Consider the following 19,514-nt stretch of genomic DNA (forward strand, 5'->3'; position numbering starts at 1 on the left):
CTTTTCGGGTCGGCGTCTTCAGTCGTCGTCCCAGATCCGCAGGTCCGGGGGAGTGTCGTCCTCGTCCTCCTCCTCGCCGACGTTCCGGTAGCGGAATGCGAAGACGATCCAGCCGACCGCGGCGACGAGCACGAAACTGATCAGCCGGTACACGACCACCGCCGACAGGGCTTGCGCGCCGGTCATGCCGGAGGCGGTGAGCGCCGGGACGAGCACGGCATCCATGACACCCAGACCGGCAGGAAGCAAGGGGATGGCTCGGCTGGTGGCGGTCCCGGCAGCGTAGGCGACCGCGATACCGGCCAGGCTCGGCGCGCCACCGACCGCGTACGCGGCGAACGCCAGGCACGCACCGTCGCACACCCAGTTGCTCAGCGACCAGCCGAACGCGCGGGCCGCGTGCGGACGATCGAGTTGCACCGCGCTCAACTGAGCAACGATCTTCCGCCACGCCCGCGCACCCGCCTGCTCGGGCTTCTTCCGCAGCCGGTTCAGGCTCCTCAGGGCGATCAGTCCGATCGATTCGAACGAACCCGGATTGCCCGCCGCGTACTGGATGAGCACGACCAGCAGCAACAGGCCGCCGATCGAGAAGATCAGTGAGAACGGGTTGTTGCTGGCGCCGACGAGCAGAGCGCCGACGAGGCCCAGCAGGGCGAGTCCGGCAGCCTGCAGGAGACCGGCCATGACCAGCTGCCAGGTCGACACCACCGGCGATGCACCCCAGTGACGCATCTGCCGGTAGGTGAAGGTCGTCCCGACCACCGGTCCGCCCGGGAGGGTCACGCTCATGGAGTTCGCCGCGAGTGCCACCGAAAGCGATTGCCGTTGTGAGACCTTCACACCCGCCGCGGACAGCAGCGCCCGCTGCACCCGTGCGAAGGTCGACATCTCCGCCATCGACGCGCACACCGCCGCGAGGACCCACCACCAGTACAGGTGTCCGAGGCCGCGGACGCTGTCGGACAGCTCCGGCCACACGAGCACGATCTCGACGGTGAGCACCACGACGAGCAGCGCGCCGACGATCCATTTGAGATACCGGCGTCGCTTCGGGGTGAGCGGCCCGTTCTCACCGTTCGGGCTCTCGTCGGCTCCGTCGTCGTCCGGCTCCTCGGGTGTCACGGTCTCGTTCGTCATCTATTCGGTGGGCCAGCTCGACAGCGTGCGGCGGTAGAGGTCCTCGACCTCGGCGATGTGCTCGCCGAGGTTCTCCCGTGACCAGCCGCTCACGTCGATCGGTTCGAGCACCGCCACGTCGACGGTGCCCGACCGCAGCAGGGTCGAGTGCTTCCACAGGATCTCGCCGGCGTTGCGGATCACGACCGGCACGATCGGCACACCGGCCTGCATCGCGATGTGGAAGGCGCCCTTCTTGAACCTGCCGATCGCCGGGGTCAGCGAGCGCGTGCCCTCGGGGGCGATGACGATCGACGTCCCCTCGCGGAGGGTGTCGACGACGGGTCCGAGCGCCGCTACCGCCCGTTCGGTGTTCGTGCGGTCGACGAAAGTGGCGCCGACGAACCGCAGGAGCGGCCCGAACAGCGGGTCGTTGGCCATCTCCTTCTTCGTCACACCCGTGAAATCCTGCCTCAGGACCTTGGCCAGCACCACCGGGTCGAGCTGACTCTGGTGGTTGAAGATGAACACCGCCGGCCGGGCGGCCCACGCATTCGCTTCCCCCACGATGCGTACGTCCACTCCTGCCAGGGCCAGGGAAACCTCGGTGCCGATGCTGATGATCGAGTCCAGCGCGGTCTTGCGGCTGCGGTTGATCAGGCCGAGTCCGAGACCCGTCCACACCGAGCCGAACATTCCGCCGTAGGCGGCGGCGGTGCGGACGAGTTCGCGGGCGCCCGGCGTGCCGCGCGGCCGGAACCGCATGATCGGCCAGTCGCGTTCGATGGCGACGCGGGTGAGAGTGCGATCGGGATTCGTGGCGGTGGGGTTGCCGGCGACGGCCAGGAAATCCACGTCCTCACCACCGTTGGAATAGGTGTAGCTGGCCTCGGCGTCGATGCCGTGTGTCTCGACGAAATTGCGTGCCGCCTCCGCTTTGCCGCTGCGCCACAACGATTTCCCGTCGACCCGACCGGTGAGCACACCGTTCTCGACCTCGAGCGGGGTGAACAGGATGTGCTCGACGCCCAGCGCGTCCCCGGCGGCCTGGATCTGGTAGCAGGACGCCGACGAGGCGATCACCACCGTGTGGCCCGCGTTCTGGTGTGCGCCGATGAGTTGCCACGCCTCCGGATACAGGTGTCCCGCGATCGTCGTCATGAACAACCGGCGGCCGATCTCGTAGAGCTCGTCCTCGGTGTGACCGCGCCACGCCTTGAAGGCGATCGCGACGAAGCGTTCGAAGTCCTCCTCGGTCTCCGTCCCGCGGATCCCGTTGATCATCGTCGCGGCCAGTTCGGATGCGGAGACCTTCCCGGCCAGCACCCGGTCGCGGAAGAAGTGGACACCGGAGAAGCCGTGCACGATGGTGCCGTCGAAATCGAAGAAGGCCGCCACTTCGGGTCCCTGTGGACCCGTGCGCACCCGTTCGAGGGCCTGCTCGAGGTTCACCGTTCCACCTTTCTGTTCGACACGTCGAGCGACTCGGCCAGCGCGACCCGCTGGGCCAACTCCGACAGCTCTGTTGCGAAGGCTTTCCTGCGCTCGCGGACGATCTCGGGGTCCTCGTCGTGGTCGAGCAGTCCTCGATTGCGCGCCAGGTCGAGCGCGGATGCGAACAACTCCGACGACACCGATTCCGGCCCGTACAGGCGGCGCTGCAGCAGCATCTGCCGGCCCACCGCGACACACTCCGACAGGAAGGCGGCGCGGTCGACCTCGAGCTCCGGGTCCCGGACGGCGAGGCGCTCGGCGACGACGAGCTGCGCGTCGAAGAACGACCGCAGCGTGCGGTGCGACATGAAGAAGCCGGTCTCGACGAGACCGGTCAGAGCTTCGTCCTTCGTCGGCAGCGTGTCGCCCCAGGACGGGACGAGCCAGGCCAGCTCGTCGCGCATCTGGGCCTCGAAGGTGTCGCGGTCGGGGAAGAAGAACTCGAACTTCAGCAGGTCGCGCAGGTTCTTCGCCTCCTCCCACGCCACCCGCGCAGGATCGTCGCCGGGATTGGCGTGCGCGTAGAGGATGGCCAGCTCCATGATCGACCGGTTGACGAACCAGTGCACACCGCTGTTGCGGTAGAACGCCGCGACGAGATGCTGACCCGGCTGGATCGAGTAGACCGGTTCCTCCCCGCCGGCGTAGGTGGTCACCACGCCCGCGTGGGAGAGCGACGAGAGCACGTCCTCGAGACCACCCTCGACGTCGAGGATGTGGAGGCCGCCCTGCGGGACACCGCGGCGATCGAGATAGCGGCGGACAGGTGCGATCACGGCCCGCACCTCCTCGAGCGTCAGCGAACGGTCGCGCACACCGAGCAGGGCCAGGGTGACCAGGCAGTTCACCGTCACCGGAGTGTTGCAGTTGATGCCGACCGCGACTTCGAAGGCGACCTTCTGCAGCGCCTTGCGGCGCAGCGCCCGTATCTCCTCGGAATCCGTCGGCGCCGCGGACGGGTCGGCTGCCAGCGCCGGTGCGGTCAGGTCCGGATCCCCGCCGGTGACCAGCAGTTCGCGCATCGACACGGGATCGCCGAACCGCACGTACACGTTCCCGGCCCGCTTGCGCTGATTGCGGGCGTAGCGCACGAGCCATCCCAGGCCTTCGGGTTTCTTCGTCGCGCCGGTCTGTTCGGCGGCGACCGCCGCGACCTCGGCGAGCCCTTCGTAGGTGATCGAGACCGGCACCAGCATCGCGTCCTCGACCCGTCCGCCGCGGATCGCGTTGGCCACGTAGCTGAGCAGCCCGTAGCGCGGGACCCGGAGCTTGCCGGTCCGGGTCCGGCCACCCTCGAAATACCACTCGAGGTTGAACCGCTTGCTCAGCAGAAACGCGAAGTACTCCTCGAGCGCGGCCTTGTAGACGTCGTCGTCGGCGAAGCTGCGCCGGATGAACACCGTGCCGGTGCGGCGGGCGACGGGACCGATCGGCCAGAAGGTGAGGTTGGCTCCGCCCATGATGTGGTTGCCGGGAAAGTCGTTCGCCGCCAGGATGTCGCCCAGCACGAAGGCATCGGCGTAGGACCGGTGCGAGGGGAGGAAGACCAGGGAGTACCGGCGGTTGGACTCGCGCAGTGCGCGCAGACCGGCCTCGTCGGCGTGCACGGTCCATGCCGACGAGTGCAGCGGCCGCATCGCCTGCGTGAACAGGTCGGTGACCAGTCGTGACTGCACGGCCACGAGTTCGTCGAGCGAACTGCGTGCCCGCGCCTCGACCTCGGCGCGCGAGAGGCCGTGCTCGGCGGCGATCTCGTCGAGACGGCGCCGGAAGATCGGCGAGTCCATGATCTGGGCGGCGACGAGCCGCGGGACCTTGTAGCGGTCGCCGATCACCGCTCGCTCGGCGCGTTCGAGCGCGACGACGGCGCGACGGGTCACGTACCGTGCGAGTGCCCCGTCGTCGCCGTCACTGCCCTCCACCCTGAGCGCATCCCGCAGTTCGGACAGGCGGGCCGGTTGCGCGACGACGATCCGGTAGCGGTCGGCGCCCTTGCGCACGAGCCATTTCTGCAGCAGCAGATTCGGATTGCGTGGGTTCGTGAGGGCGAGGACGTCGGAGAACCGGACACGCCGCGCACCGTCGCGCTCTGCCGGGAGCCACACGACCCGCACGGGCAGGATCAGCGGATCGTCGGTGCGGGTCACGAGCTCCTCGGTGAGCACCCGTGAGTCGAGGTCGAGCGACTCGGGGTGGGTCGGCGTGCGGTACTCGGCGGGAAGCTCGTCCGAGCGCAGCCACTCCTCGATCATCGTCCGCTCGAGAGCTGTCGTGTACGCGACAACCGCCACCGTGGGTCCGTCGTCCGCCCGCACGGTGTCGTCTCCTCGTACCCGGCTCGGTTGATCGTTCCTCATCTCACCCCGTCCAGAAGTCGCCCCGGTGTGAAAGCTACCTGTCGCGGACGGTTCGTTCGGGCGATCCGGACGAGAACGCGCACACTGTGCGGATGCACCGGTGGGCGCTGTGCGGATGCACCGGGGGAGTGTCTGAACGACAATGTGGTGGACGAGACGACTCGGTGGGATCCGCCGACGGCAGGGAGGGCGCAGTGACCACAGGTGCCGGACCGGAGGGTGTCGGCTACGCGGGGGTGAGGGAGACGCATTCGTCGGTGGTCTTCTTCGTCGGCAACCGCGTGCACAAGCTGAAGAAGCCGCTCGACCTGGGTTTCCTCGACAACCGCACGCGTGAGGCCCGCGAACGGATCTGCCACCGGGAGGTGGAGCTCAACCGGCGTCTCGCACCGGACGTCTACCTGGGTGTCGCGGACGTCCACGGCCCGGACGGACAGCTGTGCGAGCACCTCGTCGAGATGGTGAGGCTGCCCGACGACCGGCGCCTGGCCGCGGCGGTCCGTCGAGGTGAGGACGTGTCGGCGGTGATCGACGAGGTTGCACGGCAGGTCGCCGCACTGCACGCCTCCTCGCCGCACGGTCCCGAGATCGACCGGTGTGCCTCCGCGGACTTCGTCGCCGAGTTGTGGGATCTCAGTCTCGACCATCTCGGCCGGCTGGAGGTGGGGGCGGATCGTGCCGGGGCGTTGACGCGGATCCGGGAGTCCGTGCACCGTTACCTCGCCGGTCGGACGGTGCTGTTCGACGAACGCATCGCGGCGGGCCGGGCCGTGGACGGACACGGCGACCTGCTCGCCGACGACATCTTCTGTCTCGACGACGGTCCGCGCATCATCGACTGCCTCGAGTTCGACGACGAGTTGCGCTACGGCGACGCAGTACTCGATCTCGCCTTCCTCGCAATGGATCTCGAACGTCTCGGTGCCGAGTCCGCGGCACGGCGGTTGCTCGAACAGTACGGCGAGGTCTCGGGCGATCACCCGCCCCCCTCGCTCGTGCACCACTACATCGCCTATCGAGCGTTGGTGCGCGCGAAGGTGACCGCCCTGCGCTACGAGCAGGGTGATGCAGCGGCGCGGGAGACGGCAACCGGTTTCGTCGAGCTGCTCGAGGGACATCTCGACCGGGGACGTGTGCGCATGGTGCTCGTCGGTGGTGTCTCCGCGACCGGCAAGACGACACTGTCGCGCACGGTCGGTGCGTATCTCGGAGCGGATGTACTGCGCAGCGACGTCGTCCGCAAGGAGTTGGCGGGTCTGCAACCCACCGACCGCACCGGCGACGGTACGGATGCCGGTCTGTACGCACCGGCGCATTCGGAGGCGACCTACGGGGAACTGCTGCGCCGCGCCGAGGCCGCTCTTGCCCGCGGGCGATCCGTCGTGCTGGACGCGACCTGGTTGTCGTCCGGGCAGCGCGACGCGGCCCGTAAGGCCGCGGTCGGCGCCGCAGTGGACGTGATCGAGATCGAGTGCCGTGCGGACAAGGGAATCCTGTTGCAGCGGATGGCATCCCGCGCCGATCGCGGCGACGATGCCTCCGATGCGACCCCTGCTGTGCTCGAACAGCAACTCCGTCGGCGGGATCCGTGGCCGGAGGCGGTGGCGATCGATACGGGTGTCGAGACCGTCGACGCGGCGCGGCTGGAGAGCATGCTCGGTCCGGCGCCCTGGTGATCGCGCCCCGGGAACAGCGAACGGGGATCGCTTCGACGAAGCGATCCCCGTCGGCCCGGAACGGTCGGTTCTAGACCTTGCGGGCGATGAGCACCGGGCACGGAGCCTTGTGCAGCAGGTTCTGGCTCGTGGATCCGAGCAGGGCGGCGCGGAACTGGCCACGCCCGTGGCTTCCGACCGCGACGAGCTGGGCGTCGTCGAGGTGCGCGAGCAGGACCTTCGAGGCCGGGCCCCGGTCGATCACACGCTCGACGGTGACCTCGGGATGGCGATCGCTCCATCCGGCCAGCGTCTCGGCGAGAACCGCGGTCTCCGAGGTCTCCACGGCATCCCAGTCGACCAGTGCGGCCGTGGCGCCGACACCGAGTGCGGCGTCACCGAGCCAGGAGTGCACTGCCCGGAGCGGAACCCCGAGGGCCGACGCGAGATCGAACGCGTGAGTGACTGCGGCAGCGGACAATTCGCTGCCGTCCACACCGACGACGATCGGCCGGGAATCGGGCAGCGGAGAATCGGTGTTGCCGCGCCACACGACCACCGGGCAGGGTGAATGGTTCGCGACGCGCAGAACGGTGGAGCCGAGCAGGAAGTTCTCCAGCGCACCCGCGCCGGTGGCGCCCATGACGACCAGGCGTGCGTCCTCGGCGGCTTCGAGCAGCGACTTGGCTGCGGGTCCGGGACCGATGAACCTGCTGATCTCGAGATCGGGGTGATCTGCGCGGACTCGTTCGGCGGCGTCGGCGAGGAGCTTCTTGCCGTCCTCCTCGAGCTGCTGGATCATCTGCGACTGCACCAGCACCGCGGCCTCGCTGTAGAAGATGCCTTCCGGGGGCATCGAGTGCACGAGGTGGAGGGGTGCTCCGATACGCGACGCGACGGCTCCGGCCCACCGCGCTGCCGCTACAGCCGTTTCGGAGCCGTCGACGCCTGCGACGACTGCCTTGCGGGTGCTCGGTGTGCTCATCGATATCTCCTTCTCGTTGCGGCGCGCGGCTTCCCGTGCGCCGGTCGGCTCGAGGCCACGTTACCGCCACGACGCGGCTGTGGCCCGGTGTCGACGATCTTCATGATCTCCGATCCGGGGTGCCCGGGCCAGGGCCTTCGGACCTCGATCAGGTCCACAATCGACGGGCGGAGCGGAAGGCCTTCTTCCAGCCGCCGTCCAGATGCGCGGCCTGCGCGTCGCCGAGCTCGGTTTCGATGCGGAACAGGATCCCGAGCCCGAAACTGGTCTCGGCGGTGTGCCCCTGCTCGGAGAGCATGTCCAGGAGATGCTCCCGCGCCACGACGGAGTCCTGGAATTCACCGAGCAGATCCTGGAAGTCGTCGAACCGGTCGAGGATCCGCCCCGAACGTTTCGGGTGCAGCGGCGCGATCACCTCTATGGCGTACCGCATCCGCTTGGCGCCCTTGCGGGCCCGGTGCATCAGCGCGTCGCGCTCCGCGGGGTTCTCGGCGTCGCCGACCCTGTCGACGCGGCGTGAGACCTTCTTCGACAGCGCTGCGACCGCGTGCAGCAGTTCCTTCTGTGCCACCTTCGGTCGCGCCCCCGCCGCTTCGGTGGCGGGAGCGAGGTCGTCGATCGCCGCGTCGAGGCGGGTGAGCAACCCGACATACCGATCCGAGTTCAAGGTGTCGACGGCCTCGAGGCGGGCGGACTCCGACCTGGCCGAGAAGTACTCGTCGATACGGGCTCTCGTCGCTTCCCGATGCGATTCGACCGGGATGTCGGCCACGCGATCCGCGAGCCGCTCCCATTGAACCTCGAGATCGCGCGAGGGGCTGAGACGTCTTCCGAGCCAACGGAGTTCGTCGACGAGATCGTGATCGACGACGATCTCGTCGGAATAGGTCTGCAGTGCGCTGCGCAGACGCCGCGCGGCCTTGCGCATGCTGTGCACCGCGTCGGGCGTGTCGCGACGGACCGCGATGTCCGACAGCTCCAGGGTGTGCAGTTCGCTCGAGAGATAGTCGCGTACCGGGAGCAACCCCTTCGCGATCGACGGGCGGGTGGGGATCAGGTCGCCGAGCACGCGGTGGAGCTTCGACGGGCTCTCCGAACGGGTGATGCCGACGGCCGCGAAGCGTTCCTCGAGCGCCGTGAGGAATCGGCCGACCGCCTTGTCGCCGAGGGTGGAATTCCACTCGACCTCGATCTCCTTCCAGCGGATCTCCGATCCGTCGGCTCCGCGCACGGCGTCGACATCGTCGACCACCACCTCCGCGACGAGGCCGCCGTCGGACGACCGGAGTCGGTGCCGATGTCGTCGGGTCACGAGCAGAGCGGCCAGGCTCAGCGGGGCGCCGCGCCGGATGCCGCGCAACAAGGACTCGAGGTCGGCGGGAACGTCCTCGGCCGAGTCGTCACCGAGAGGGAAGTGCAGTTCGGTGCGGGTGTCGATACCGGACGGCAGTTTGAGATGCCATCCCGCGTCGTCGCCGCCCTCGCGCCTCCGGAGCGTGATCTTCGAGCGCAGCAGGCTCAGCTCGGCGGTGTCGTAGTACTGGGCCGACAGTTCGAACCGGTCGACGTCGATCGCATCGACGGACGGCAGTCCCGTCAAGTCCGGAAGCGGCCGGTCGCCGGGGGCGGAGTACTTGCGTTCCGCCTCCTCCGCGACGGTCGCCGGCGATGTGCTGGGCATCCATCTACTCCTTCTCCGTCTATGTCGAGTCCACCTTGCCACGCGGTCCGATATGAGGGGGTTCGTCCGACTGTGATCTGCCGATACCGGGCAAAGGGCACTTCGGCCCTGGTCAAGGCCCGGTTCCGGGGTGATCATGGTTCGACGCGGGTCCGGAGGTAGTGATGAAGGTTCTTGTTTCGGTGGCCAGTCGGCACGGTTCGACCGCGGAGATCGCGACAGCGCTGGCCGCGTCGATGCGCCACCACGGCGCGCAGGTCGACGTGAACGCGCCCGAGCACGTCGACGAGGTCGACGCGTACGACGTCGTGGTGCTCGGCAGTGCCGTCTACCGCAGTCGCTGGCTGCGCAGCGCGCGGGAGTTCTCCGACCGGCACGCGGCCGAACTGCGCGAACGCGACGTCTACCTGTTCTCGTCGGGTCCCGTCGCCTCGGGCGGGAGGTCGGTGAACACGTGCTACGACGCGTGCGCCGTCGCCGAACGCGTCGAGGCCGTCGAACATCGCACCTTCCCGGGGAAGTTGGATCCGGCGGTGCTCGGCACCGGCGAACGGATGGTTGTCAGGATGGTCGGTGCCCCTTCCGGTGACTTCCGGGACTGGGACGCGATCGGTGCCTGGGGTGCGCGCATCGTGGCGCGCACGACCGCCCGGGAACACGATCTCGACGGCGTCGGTTCGGCTCCTGCGCGACGTGGGGCGCGCCGCTAGGCGGATATTCCACCCGGGCGGTCGGCCCGGATCCCGAGCCGGGCGATCAGCCCGAGCTTCCCTGATAGTGCGTGCTCAGTTCGGCTGCGCGGTCCCAGATCGACCAGTCGACCGGACGTTCCTCCAACTGGGCCTCGACCACCTCGAATCCGGCGTGCCAGGCGGCGCCGTGTGCGAGGGCGTCCTCCTCGTCGTCGGTGGTGTGGGTGAGGGTGAGCCAGCACCCGCCGGAGCCGTCCGGAGTGAGTTCCCAGTGCAGAACGTCGGTGTCCCAGAGGTATTCCAGGATCCGTGCGGGCCGCACCGTGAGGACACTGCCCATGGTGGTGTGCCCTTCCGGCAGGCCGAAACGTCGGGTCTGTTCCTGCGTCGAGCGGAATTCGAGTGTGGCGCCGGGTGTGAGCTCGAACTCGACGTCGGCAGGGAACCAGGCGCGGAGATGGTGCGGATCGGTCAGGACCCGCCACACTCTCTCCGGCGAGTGGGGGAACGAGCGTTCGAACCGCAGGGCCACCCGCCCGTCATAGGTACGCGAGATGCTGCCGATTTCCATGGAAACCTCCAAGACGAGAACTCGCCGGTCAGCGGGGTCCTGGTGTGCTGTTACTCCATGCTGCCAGGTTTCGTCGGCTTACGAAGCGGGTCGGCCGACCTGTGATCGGATCGTGGAACGACAGGGACCTGGCCAGAAGCTGCAGCGGATTCGAATAGTCCTGCGGCCCAACCTCGTACACCTCCGGATAGAGGTTGTCGCCGAGGATGGGGATTCCCAGGGAGTTCATGTGTACCCGGAGTTGGTGCGTCCGGCCGGTCTCGGGACGCAATCGGTAACGCGCACGGCCGCCGGCCGTGCCTGTGACGTCGATCCGGGTGACGGCGTTGACGGGACCGTCGACCTCGCGTGCCTGCATCACTCCGCGTTCCTTGACGATGCGGCTGCGGACCTCGCGAGGGAAGTCGAGATGCGGCGCCGCCGGGGCGATCGCCTCGTACTCCTTCTCGACGAGACGCCGGTCGAACAACATCTGGTACGCGCGTCGTGCCTCGCGCCGGACGGTGAACACCAGAACGCCCGCCGTGAGCCGATCGAGACGATGGACGGGGGACAGCTCGGGCAGATCCAGTTCCTTGCGCAACCGGACGACGGCGGTCTCCGTCACCCACGAGCCGCGCGGGGTGGTCGCCAGGAAGTGCGGTTTGTCCACTACGAGCAGGTTCTCGTCGCGGTGGAGGACGTCGATCTCGAAGGGGACGCGCTGTTCGGCGGGCGGATCACGGTAGAGATACACGAATTCGCGCGGGACGTACGGGGTCGAATGTGTGATCGCTGTGCCGTCCTGTACGACCACTTCGCCGCATTCGATCTTCTCCGCGATGCGCGTCGCATCGCTCGGGAAGCGCGCGAGCAGGAACTCCGCTATGGTCTCCCAACTGGGGTTTTCCGGCAGTCGCAGGCGGGTGGGGTTCAGGCCGTCGCGAACGGGGAGGGGAGCTTCGGGCACGGATCGTCAGGCTAGCGGTGCGAACGGAATGCGAATGCCGAGGGCCCGACGATAACGCTGCCGGACTTTCCACGATAACGATTGTGTGCAAGCCTGCTTAAGGTTTCTGCACCGTCGATACCCTGGGACGGAAGTGAAGAATGTTACTGGAGTGCAAGGGGAGCTTGTTGTGACGATTTCGGCGAAGACCGGAACCCGTCGGCGGGGGGGACGCGCTCTCGTACGGCTGCTGGTGGCGGCACTGGTGCTTCCGCTGGCACTCGCGTTCAGCGGGCTCGGTGCCGGCACGGCTGCGGCCGACCCGTACGAACGCTTCCACGAGGACATGGTCGCCGCACCGGGTGGGGTCGGGGCGATCAAGGTGCGCATCTGGCGAGCGAACAACGGCAGCAACAAGGCCGTCTATCTGCTCGACGGTCTGCGCGCCACCGACGACGTGAGCGGCTGGGAACACGAGACCAACGCGGCGTGGCTCGCCGATCACGGCGTCAACGTGATCATGCCGGTGGGTGGACAGTCGAGCTTCTACGCCGACTGGTACGCGCCGAGCAATTTCAACGGCCAGCCCTACACCTACAAGTGGGAGTCCTTCCTCACCCAGAACCTCCCCGACCATCTCGCGAACGCCTATGGCATCGACCGCAACAACAACGCGGTGGTCGGCCTGTCGATGGGCGGTAACGCGGCGCTGATCCTGGCCGCCTACCACCGCGACCAGTTCAAGTTCGCCGGCTCGCTCTCGGGTTACCTCAACCTCTCGGCTCCGGGTATGCGCGAAGCCATCCGTCTCGCCATGCTCGACGCCGGCGGATACAACGCCGACGCGATGTGGGGACCGCCCTGGAACCCGGCGTGGCTGCGTCACGACCCGTTCGTCGCGGCGCCGCAGCTGCGCGGCCTGCCGATGTGGATCTCCGCGGCGAGCGGCCTGCCCGGCCAGTACGACCGGCCGAGCTCGCTGGTGGGCAGCTTCAACACGACCAACGCCATGGGTCTCGAAGCGCTCGCCCGCACGCAGAACCGTGCCTTCCAGGTGCGCCTGCTGACCTTGGGGATCGACACCGCACACTTCTCGTTCCCGATCGTCGGTACCCACTCGTGGGGCTACTGGCAGGACGAGCTGTGGGCGATGCTCCCGATGCTCAAGTCCTCGATTGGCGCCTGACGCCACCACATCGCTGGCCGGCCGCACCGTCGTCGTGACGGGGGCCACCAGCGGGGTGGGTGAAGCGACGGCCCGGGCCCTCGGGGCTGCCGGTGCCACCGTCGTCCTCACCGGTCGCAACGTCGACCGGGGCAAGCGCATCGCCGACGAGATCGGCCCCCGGGCCGAGATGATGTCGCTCGATCTCGCCGACCTCTCGGCGATCCGTGCCTTCGCGGACGCCTTCGCCGATCGGCGGATCGACATCCTGGTCAACAACGCCGGGGTCATGGCGGTGCCGCTGCGTCGCACCGCCGACGGGTTCGAGATGCAGATGGGAACGAACCATCTCGGACACTTCGCCCTGACCGGACTGCTGTTGCCGCGCATCACCGGTCGCGTCGTCACGGTGTCGAGTGCCGCCCATCTGATCGGCCGGATCGATCTCGACGACCTCAACTGGGAACGCCGCCCGTACAACCGCGCCGCGGCGTACGCACAGTCGAAGCTCGCGAACCTGCTGTTCGCGCTCGAGCTCGAACGACGACTCGCCGCGGTCCGCTCACCGCTGCGCGCCGTCGCGGCCCATCCGGGCTACGCGGCGACCGAAGTGGGCAGTCACACGGGGACGTGGTTCGACCGGTTGTTCGGTTTCGGCAAGACGATCCTGCAGCGCACCCCGGACCAGGGAGCCGAATCGGTCGTGCTCGCCGCTTCCGATCCGGGCATCGCGGGCGGCTACATCGGTCCGCGTTTCCTGCTCTACGGAGCGCCCGGTGTCGCCGGCGTGGGGCGTCGCGCCCGCGACCGCGAGACCGCGACGCGGCTGTGGGAGTTGTCGGAGAAACTCACCGGAGTCCATGTCGAGATCGGCTGATACGCGTCGTCGCCCGCACCCCGTGACCGCAGCCCGACGGGCGCCGTGTGGTCACGGGGTGCGGCGCATCGGCACGTGGTCGATCCCGGCCTCGAGGTAGTTTGCTCCGGTGCGCACGAACCCGAATCGCGCGTACCAGTGCTCCAGGTACGCCTGCGCCGAGATGTCGACCACCCCCGGACAGGTCCCGAGCGCCACCTCGATCAGCTCCGCGGCGAGGCCGCGCCCGCGTGCGTGCCGGGCGGTGGCGACACGGCCGATGTGGGCGATGTCCCCGTCGTCGTGGAGCACGCGCAGTGTCGCGAGAACGTCGTCCCCCTCCCGCGTCCAGAACAGTTCGGTGGTCGGGTCGAGATCGCGGCCGTCGAGTTCCGGTTCGCTGGTGATGCCCTGCTCGAAAACGAACACGTCGGTCCGCAGAGCGACGATCCGGTACAGGCTCTCGGGGTCGGTCTTCCTCAGCGGGGCATGATGGATGGATGGCACGTCCCGATCGTAGGGGGCGGGGCTTCACCCGCCCGTCGTGAACCCCTCGAGGAGTCCCGCATAGCGCTTCGGCGGGGGAGTCGCGAACTCTTCTCGCTTGCCGGTCGCCAGCCCCATCGTGACCAGCGACTGTACGGTCAGCGTCGCGGCCGCGACACCGTCCACCACCGGCACGCCGATCTCCGCGGAGATGTGCGCACACAGGTCGGCCATCCCGGCGCAGCCGAGCACGATGGCGTCGGAACCGTCCTCGTACAGGGCGTCGAGGCACGCCTCGGTGACGATCTTGCGTGCGTCGGGATCGCTGTCGAGGGCGAGCACCGGCAGGTCGCACGCGTGCACGCCCCGGCACGCGTCGCGCATGCCGTAGCGGTGCGCGAGGTCCCACGCGCGTCCGGTCGTGCGGGCCAGCGTCGTGACGACGGAGAATCCGCGCCCCAGGACCGCGGCGGTGTGCATGGCGGCCTCGGCGATGCCGACGACGGGCCCGGCGGCGAGCTCGCGCGCCGCGTCCAGCCCGGGATCGCCGAAGCACGCGATGACGTAGCCGTCGACGCCGTCGCGTTCACCCTTCTCGATCTCGGTGAGGATGCCCGGCACGGCGAGTGCCTCGTCGTAGTGGCTCTCGATCGACGGAGGTCCCATCGCGGGGCTGACCGCCTCGACGCGTGTGCCCGGACCTGCGACGGTCCGGGCACACGCCTCGATCGTGGCGGTCATCGACCACGTGGTGTTCGGGTTGACGACCTTGATGAACATGGAGGATCAGCCTGCTTCCTGTGCGACCCGGTCGGGGAGACGGACTGCGAGGCGGGTACGGGTCGCGAGCAGGTGGTAGACGACGAAGCCGAGACCGCAGCCGATGAACCAGCTGTACTGGGCGGCGGTTCCCATGCCGGGAGCATCGTTGAACAGCACGGGGATCATCGCGATCACGGCGCCGACGACGGTCGCGATCACCGCGGCCGGGTTGTAGCCCTTGCGGTAGAAGTACGCACCCTTCCCCGACATCGTGAACAGGTCGTCGACGATCACCTTCTGCTTGCGCACGAGGTAGTAGTCGGCGATGAGGATGCCGAACAGCGGACCGATGAACGCGCCCAGGGTTTCCAGGGTGTAGTGGATGACCTCGGGGTTGTTGTACAGATTCCACGGGGTGATGAGCACCGAGCCCACCGCGGCGATCATGCCGCCGGCGCGCCAGCTGATCTTCTGCGGGCTGACGTTCGAGAAGTCGAAGGCCGGCGAGATGAAGTTCGCGACGATGTTGATGCCGATCGTGGCGATGGCGAAGGTCAGCGCGCCGAGCACGATCGCGAAGGTCGAATCGATGCGGGCGACGGTCTCGACGGGGTCGGTGATCAACTCGCCGTAGACGGGCAGCGTGAGCGACGCGGTGATCACCACGAGCAGCGAGAAGACCAGGAAGTTCACCGGCAGACCGAGGAAGTTGCCCTTCTTGACGGCGGCGTAGGACTTCCCGTACCGGGAGAAGTCGCCGAAGTTGAGCATCGGGCCGGAGAAGTACGAGACCACCAGGGCGATCGCGCCGAGCATGACCGGCACCGACGACCATCCGGTGTGCGTGACCTCGCCGAGGGTCAGATCGATCGCACTCCAACCGGCCTGGGAGATCAGGTAACCGCACAGCAGGAACATCACGACGTAGACGGCAGGGCCGCAGAAGTCGATGAACCGTCGGATCGACTCCATGCCGCGCCAGAACACGCAGGCCTGCAGCACCCAGAGCGTCAGGAAGCTGACCCATCCGAGTGCGGACAGGCCGGCGAATCCGTAGTCCTCGACCACCGCGTACGGCGCGAGCGAGGGGAACAGCTTGATCAGTACCACGTCCAGCGCTGCCGAGGCGAGGAAGGTCTGGATCCCGTACCACGCCACCGCGATCAGGCCGCGGATGATCGCGGGGATGTTCGCGCCGAGAACGCCGAAGACGCTGCGGCAGATCACCGGATAGGGCACGCCCGTGACCTGGCTGGGTTTGGCGACGAGATTGCAGAAGAAGTAGACGATCGTGATGCCCACGAGCAGGGCCACGAGGACCTGCCAGCTGGCCAGACCGAGAGCGAACAGGCTGCCTGCGGTAACGTACCCACCCACGCTGTGGACGTCGGACATCCAGAACGCGAAGATGTTGTACGAGCCCCACCGCTGGTTCTTCAGCGGGGCGAGGTCGTCGTTGGTCAACCGCGGGTCGTATCCGGTCGTGGGCGGCGGGGGTGCGGTGGGGACGCTACCGGCGCTCGGTGTCAGCACTTCGGTCATGCCTGCTCCTGTGCGAGGGGGAGCCGCCCGTGCCCCGGTGCGAGGCCGGTGGGCGGAGTCGAATCGATCGACGGAACATCAACGGCAGTGGTGAATTCCGATGTGCAGACCGTAACGGGGCGATATTGCCGGAGAGTTACCCGAAATGTATATCTTCGGCGGGAAGCAGGCCGGATTCGGCGGTGAGGCCGGAGATGGCGACGTCGAGATGCCGGTTGTGGTGTTCGGACGCCGCGAGCAGCGCGTCGGTGTCGCGCGCCAGGAAAGCGGTGAGCATCGCCTCGTGCTCGCGATGGAGTTCGGCGCGCTCGGAATCGCTCACGTGCACCATCGGCTGCACGGGTTCGGTGATGTTCCAGGCATATTCGAGCATGTGCAGCAGGCGGTGCATGCGGGACGGCCTGGTGAGGGCCATGTGGAAGACGCGGCTCTCGCGGTGATAGCCACGCGAGTCTCCCTCCTGCACAGCGCGTTCGAGAAGTCGATGCGACTCCTCGACGCGCCGGTCGTCCTCCTCGGTGGCGTTGCGCACGGCCGCCGCGAGCGACGCCGATTCGAGAGTCTCACGGACGAGGTACATCTCGCGCAGCTCCGCGATCGTCAGCTGGGCGACGATGTATCCGTGGTTCTGCCGGTGGGTCACGAGGCCTTCGCCGATGAGGGTCTTGAGTGCCTCCCGAACCGGGATGCGGCTCACCCCGAACAACTCTGCGACCTCCCCGACGGGGATCGGCGTGCCCGGGGGTGCGGCTCCGGAGAGGAAGGTGCGGCGCAGCTCCTCGAGGATCACGTCCTGTGGGCGGCCCGGTACGTCGACGCGGAGCTCGTCCAGCAACGCGGATCTACGGCGTGGTGCCACGACCGGGTCCTCCTTCGTCACCGGAATGCGAGTGCTCGACTCCGCGAAGGTAGACCCGTCGTGTTACGTCCTCGTCTCCGTTGCGTGACAGGGATTAGGCCCTCATGCGCCGCCGCGCGGAGGGAAGGTCGGCAGCGTCGGCATCGGCCGCGGCGTGGTGGGCGTACCCGTGGTGGGGCGAGGCGTCCCCGTGTTCGGCGCGTCGCTCTCCTCGGTGTCCCGGCGGGGGCGGTCCTCGTCCGGCTCGGTGTCGCGTCCCGGCCCGCCGCGCCTGGTGAAACCACCGGCGGTCGACGTCGCCGTGGTGGGGGCGGCGGTGGTTTCCGCATCCGGCTCGGCGGTCGGTGCCGAGGTGGTGGTCACCACCGGTGCCTCGACCTCGGGTTCCTCCGTCGTCGTCTCCGCGGCCTCGGTGGTCGTGGTCTCGGTCGTCGCTGCGGTCGTGGTCGTCGCGACGGGCGACCCCATGTCGAGTGTCGGCTCGGCGGCAGGACGCAGGACCTGCCGCTCGACGGGCTCGGCCTGCGGGAACACGAACAACGCGCCGACACCCAGCACCGCGAACACCGCCACCGATGCCGCGATGACGGGAACGGTGCGCTTCGTCCGGCGATCGCGACGGGGGAAGCCCTCCCGGTCCAGCGGTTCGAGACGGCGCCCGAGATCGATCAGTTCCGCCTCCGAGGGCTGCACCGCGAGCAGCCGTCCCCGCAGGTGCGCGGGTAGGGGAGTGAACGGGAGAAGCGAGAACGTTCCGAGAGCGTTCGGCACCCGGGGCACCGCACGATCGACGAAGTCCTGCGCATGGGCGAGGACACGTCCGTCGCCGCCGGAGCCGAGCATTGCCTCGATCTCGTGGGACGAGAAGTGATGCCGGACCGTGAGGTCGACGACCTCGCGGGCGGTGCCGTCGAGCAGGTGGACCGCCTCACGGACGTCGAGCACCTCGGAGGCGGCCTGATAGGCGGGGTCGGCCGCGGGGAGATATTCGAGGGCGGAGCCGGTGCGCTCGAGCACACGGATACATTCGGCGCGGACCGCGGCGTAGAGCCAGGCCCGCAGGAGGCTCTCGTCGCGCAGCGAACGGATCCGTGCGGTCGCCGTCCAGACCGCGTCGTACACCACGTCCGAGGCCGACGACACGGCGACGAAGCCGCACGCGTACGCGTACAGGCCGGGGGCGAAACGATCGAAGACCGCTGCCGTGGCGTCCGGCTCCCCGTTCCGCAACGCTGCGGCGAGTTCGCGGTCCGGACGTCCGGGGTGGTGCCCCATCGATGGAACCTCCCTGTCGTGCATGCGCCCCCGCGCGCCTGCGGTCGTGAGTTCCGGGGAAGTCTACGAGCAGGTGCGCCCCACGGCGAGGACGCGATCCATCGGGCCCGTCGACGCCGGAAACGGGGGTGTCGCCACGCGGCGCGCGTCCGTAGGGTGGCGGGCATGGGGTGGACCACGAACGATATTCCGGATCTGTCGGGACGCACGATGGTCGTGACGGGGGCCAACAGCGGACTCGGTGCGGAGACCGCCCGGGCGCTGGCGCGGGCCGGTGCCGAGGTGGTGCTCGCCTGCCGCGATGTCGCCAAGGGTGAGGCGGTCGCGGCCGACCTCGGCGACCGCGCGACCGTGCGCCGTCTGGACCTGGCGGATCTCTCGTCGATCCGTGCGTTCGCCGACGAGGCGCGTGCCCGGCACGAGCGTATCGACGTCCTGGTCAACAACGCCGGTGTCATGGCGGTGCCGCTGCGGCGGACGGCCGACGGTTTCGAGATGCAGATCGGGACCAATCACTTCGGCCACTTCGCCCTCACCGGGTTGCTGCTCGACCGCATCACCGACCGGGTGGTGACGGTCAGTAGCACGATGCACCGCATCGGCAGCATCGATCTCGACGACATCGACTGGGAACGTCGCCGCTACGAACGGTGGCTCGCCTACGGGCAGTCGAAGCTGGCGAACCTGCTGTTCGCGTACGAACTGCAGCGGCGCCTCAGCGCCGCCGGATCGAGCGTGAGTTCGCTTGCTGCACATCCGGGTTATTCGTCGACGAATCTGCAGTACCGCAGCGAGTCCTGGCACGGGAAGATCGTCGAACTCGTCACCCCCATCATCGGGCAGTCCCCGCAGCAGGGCGCACTCCCGACTCTTTACGCGGCGACCTCGCCGGAGGCGGAACCGGGCGGCTACTACGGGCCGGATTCCTTCTTCGAGATGCGCGGCCGGCCGAAGCGGGTGCAGTCCACCTCGCGGTCACGCGACGAGATCCTGGCGCGGAGGTTGTGGGAACTGTCCGAGCGGCTGTGCTCCGTCGAGTACTCGATGCCCTAGAGCGTCGATGCCGTAGACCCTGCAGGGCTGCAGT

Annotated in this window: 17 protein-coding genes; 5 read left to right on the forward strand and 12 right to left on the reverse strand. The window is 68.3% G+C overall.

Features of this window, described 5'->3' with window-relative positions; translation table 11 throughout:
* Positions 1-18: 18 nt before the first annotated feature.
* The 3 genes from ACWPOC_RS05120 to ACWPOC_RS05130 are packed head-to-tail and all read right to left on the reverse strand — an operon-like array spanning position 19 to position 4,970.
* Entirely contained in the window at positions 19-1,140 is a 1,122-nt protein-coding gene (locus tag ACWPOC_RS05120; RefSeq protein WP_455408130.1) for a lysylphosphatidylglycerol synthase transmembrane domain-containing protein, read from the reverse strand.
* On the reverse strand, positions 1,141-2,571 hold the full coding sequence (locus ACWPOC_RS05125; RefSeq protein ID WP_455408131.1) for an HAD-IB family hydrolase: 1,431 nt from the start codon (positions 2,569-2,571) through the stop codon (positions 1,141-1,143). It abuts the gene before it with no gap.
* Positions 2,568-4,970: a glycerol-3-phosphate 1-O-acyltransferase gene (locus tag ACWPOC_RS05130; protein ID WP_455408132.1), complete on the reverse strand. Its 2,403-nt coding sequence runs from the start codon at positions 4,968-4,970 to the stop codon at positions 2,568-2,570. The genes ACWPOC_RS05125 and ACWPOC_RS05130 overlap by 4 nt, the downstream gene beginning before the upstream one ends.
* A 164-nt stretch (positions 4,971-5,134) precedes the next feature.
* Here ACWPOC_RS05130 and ACWPOC_RS05135 point away from each other — a divergent pair, with 164 nt between their 5' ends.
* Entirely contained in the window at positions 5,135-6,646 is a 1,512-nt protein-coding gene (locus ACWPOC_RS05135) for a bifunctional aminoglycoside phosphotransferase/ATP-binding protein (RefSeq protein WP_455408133.1), read from the forward strand.
* Positions 6,647-6,716: 70 nt separating this feature from the next.
* Here the strand turns inward: ACWPOC_RS05135 and ACWPOC_RS05140 are convergent, their stop codons facing one another.
* Positions 6,717-7,610, reverse strand: a complete 894-nt coding sequence (locus ACWPOC_RS05140; protein WP_088897845.1) for a universal stress protein — start codon at positions 7,608-7,610, stop codon at positions 6,717-6,719.
* Between the two features lie 148 nt (positions 7,611-7,758).
* Complete coding sequence (locus ACWPOC_RS05145) at positions 7,759-9,291, reverse strand: CYTH and CHAD domain-containing protein (RefSeq protein ID WP_455408134.1); 1,533 nt, start codon at positions 9,289-9,291, stop codon at positions 7,759-7,761.
* 164 nt (positions 9,292-9,455) lie between these two features.
* Between ACWPOC_RS05145 and ACWPOC_RS05150 the strand changes: the two genes are divergently transcribed.
* Positions 9,456-10,001: a flavodoxin domain-containing protein gene (locus tag ACWPOC_RS05150; protein ID WP_016693032.1), complete on the forward strand. Its 546-nt coding sequence runs from the start codon at positions 9,456-9,458 to the stop codon at positions 9,999-10,001.
* Positions 10,002-10,047: 46 nt separating this feature from the next.
* Here the strand turns inward: ACWPOC_RS05150 and ACWPOC_RS05155 are convergent, their stop codons facing one another.
* Together ACWPOC_RS05155 and ACWPOC_RS05160 are read right to left on the reverse strand one after the other, a co-directional pair.
* Positions 10,048-10,554: an SRPBCC domain-containing protein gene (locus ACWPOC_RS05155; protein WP_016693033.1), complete on the reverse strand. Its 507-nt coding sequence runs from the start codon at positions 10,552-10,554 to the stop codon at positions 10,048-10,050.
* 28 nt (positions 10,555-10,582) lie between these two features.
* The gene (locus ACWPOC_RS05160) at positions 10,583-11,503 is read right to left on the reverse strand and encodes a pseudouridine synthase (RefSeq protein ID WP_455408135.1); all 921 of its coding nucleotides are present in this window, start codon (positions 11,501-11,503) and stop codon (positions 10,583-10,585) included.
* 169 nt (positions 11,504-11,672) lie between these two features.
* On the opposite strand from ACWPOC_RS05160, the gene ACWPOC_RS05165 reads away from it, so the two are divergent.
* Both ACWPOC_RS05165 and ACWPOC_RS05170 read left to right on the forward strand, forming a co-directional pair.
* The gene (locus ACWPOC_RS05165; protein WP_254072913.1) at positions 11,673-12,668 is read left to right on the forward strand and encodes an alpha/beta hydrolase; all 996 of its coding nucleotides are present in this window, start codon (positions 11,673-11,675) and stop codon (positions 12,666-12,668) included.
* A complete protein-coding gene (locus ACWPOC_RS05170) occupies positions 12,658-13,524 on the forward strand; it encodes an oxidoreductase (RefSeq protein WP_160873765.1) in 867 nt (288 codons plus the stop codon). Before ACWPOC_RS05165 ends, ACWPOC_RS05170 begins: the two co-directional genes overlap by 11 nt.
* A 51-nt stretch (positions 13,525-13,575) precedes the next feature.
* Here ACWPOC_RS05170 and ACWPOC_RS05175 read toward each other — a convergent pair whose 3' ends face one another.
* From ACWPOC_RS05175 to ACWPOC_RS05195, 5 genes are all read right to left on the reverse strand, one after another.
* Positions 13,576-14,010: a GNAT family N-acetyltransferase gene (locus ACWPOC_RS05175; RefSeq protein ID WP_159416641.1), complete on the reverse strand. Its 435-nt coding sequence runs from the start codon at positions 14,008-14,010 to the stop codon at positions 13,576-13,578.
* 24 nt (positions 14,011-14,034) lie between these two features.
* Positions 14,035-14,769 carry an aspartate/glutamate racemase family protein gene (locus tag ACWPOC_RS05180; RefSeq protein WP_230788125.1) on the reverse strand — a complete coding sequence of 245 codons (735 nt, stop codon included), beginning with the start codon at positions 14,767-14,769 and terminating at the stop codon, positions 14,035-14,037.
* Positions 14,770-14,775: 6 nt separating this feature from the next.
* Positions 14,776-16,293 (reverse strand): NCS1 family nucleobase:cation symporter-1, encoded by a 1,518-nt coding sequence (locus ACWPOC_RS05185; protein ID WP_455408136.1) that lies wholly within the window; start codon positions 16,291-16,293, stop codon positions 14,776-14,778.
* A 136-nt stretch (positions 16,294-16,429) separates the two neighbouring features.
* Positions 16,430-17,152 (reverse strand): GntR family transcriptional regulator, encoded by a 723-nt coding sequence (locus tag ACWPOC_RS05190; protein WP_455408137.1) that lies wholly within the window; start codon positions 17,150-17,152, stop codon positions 16,430-16,432.
* A gap of 102 nt (positions 17,153-17,254) precedes the next feature.
* Positions 17,255-18,427, reverse strand: coding sequence for an RNA polymerase sigma factor (locus tag ACWPOC_RS05195; RefSeq protein ID WP_455408138.1), 1,173 nt, complete (start codon positions 18,425-18,427; stop codon positions 17,255-17,257).
* A 165-nt stretch (positions 18,428-18,592) separates the two neighbouring features.
* Between ACWPOC_RS05195 and ACWPOC_RS05200 the strand changes: the two genes are divergently transcribed.
* Entirely contained in the window at positions 18,593-19,480 is an 888-nt protein-coding gene (locus ACWPOC_RS05200; RefSeq protein WP_230788114.1) for an oxidoreductase, read from the forward strand.
* Positions 19,481-19,514: the final 34 nt, after the last annotated feature.

The organism is Rhodococcus sp. 5G237, from assembly GCF_053764735.1.

What these genes read in the sequence shown, in the direction of transcription:
- ACWPOC_RS05120 (WP_455408130.1), bottom strand. Translation starts at nt 1,140, where the DNA reads ATGACGAACGAGACCGTGACACCCGAGGAGCCGGACGACGACGGAGCC.
- ACWPOC_RS05130 (WP_455408132.1), bottom strand. Translation starts at nt 4,970, where the DNA reads ATGAGGAACGATCAACCGAGCCGGGTACGAGGAGACGACACCGTGCGG.
- ACWPOC_RS05140 (WP_088897845.1), bottom strand. Translation starts at nt 7,610, where the DNA reads ATGAGCACACCGAGCACCCGCAAGGCAGTCGTCGCAGGCGTCGACGGC.
- ACWPOC_RS05145 (WP_455408134.1), bottom strand. Translation starts at nt 9,291, where the DNA reads ATGCCCAGCACATCGCCGGCGACCGTCGCGGAGGAGGCGGAACGCAAG.
- ACWPOC_RS05150 (WP_016693032.1), top strand. Translation starts at nt 9,456, where the DNA reads ATGAAGGTTCTTGTTTCGGTGGCCAGTCGGCACGGTTCGACCGCGGAG.
- ACWPOC_RS05155 (WP_016693033.1), bottom strand. Translation starts at nt 10,554, where the DNA reads ATGGAAATCGGCAGCATCTCGCGTACCTATGACGGGCGGGTGGCCCTG.
- ACWPOC_RS05180 (WP_230788125.1), bottom strand. Translation starts at nt 14,769, where the DNA reads ATGTTCATCAAGGTCGTCAACCCGAACACCACGTGGTCGATGACCGCC.
- ACWPOC_RS05185 (WP_455408136.1), bottom strand. Translation starts at nt 16,293, where the DNA reads ATGACCGAAGTGCTGACACCGAGCGCCGGTAGCGTCCCCACCGCACCC.
- ACWPOC_RS05195 (WP_455408138.1), bottom strand. Translation starts at nt 18,427, where the DNA reads ATGGGGCACCACCCCGGACGTCCGGACCGCGAACTCGCCGCAGCGTTG.
- ACWPOC_RS05200 (WP_230788114.1), top strand. Translation starts at nt 18,593, where the DNA reads ATGGGGTGGACCACGAACGATATTCCGGATCTGTCGGGACGCACGATG.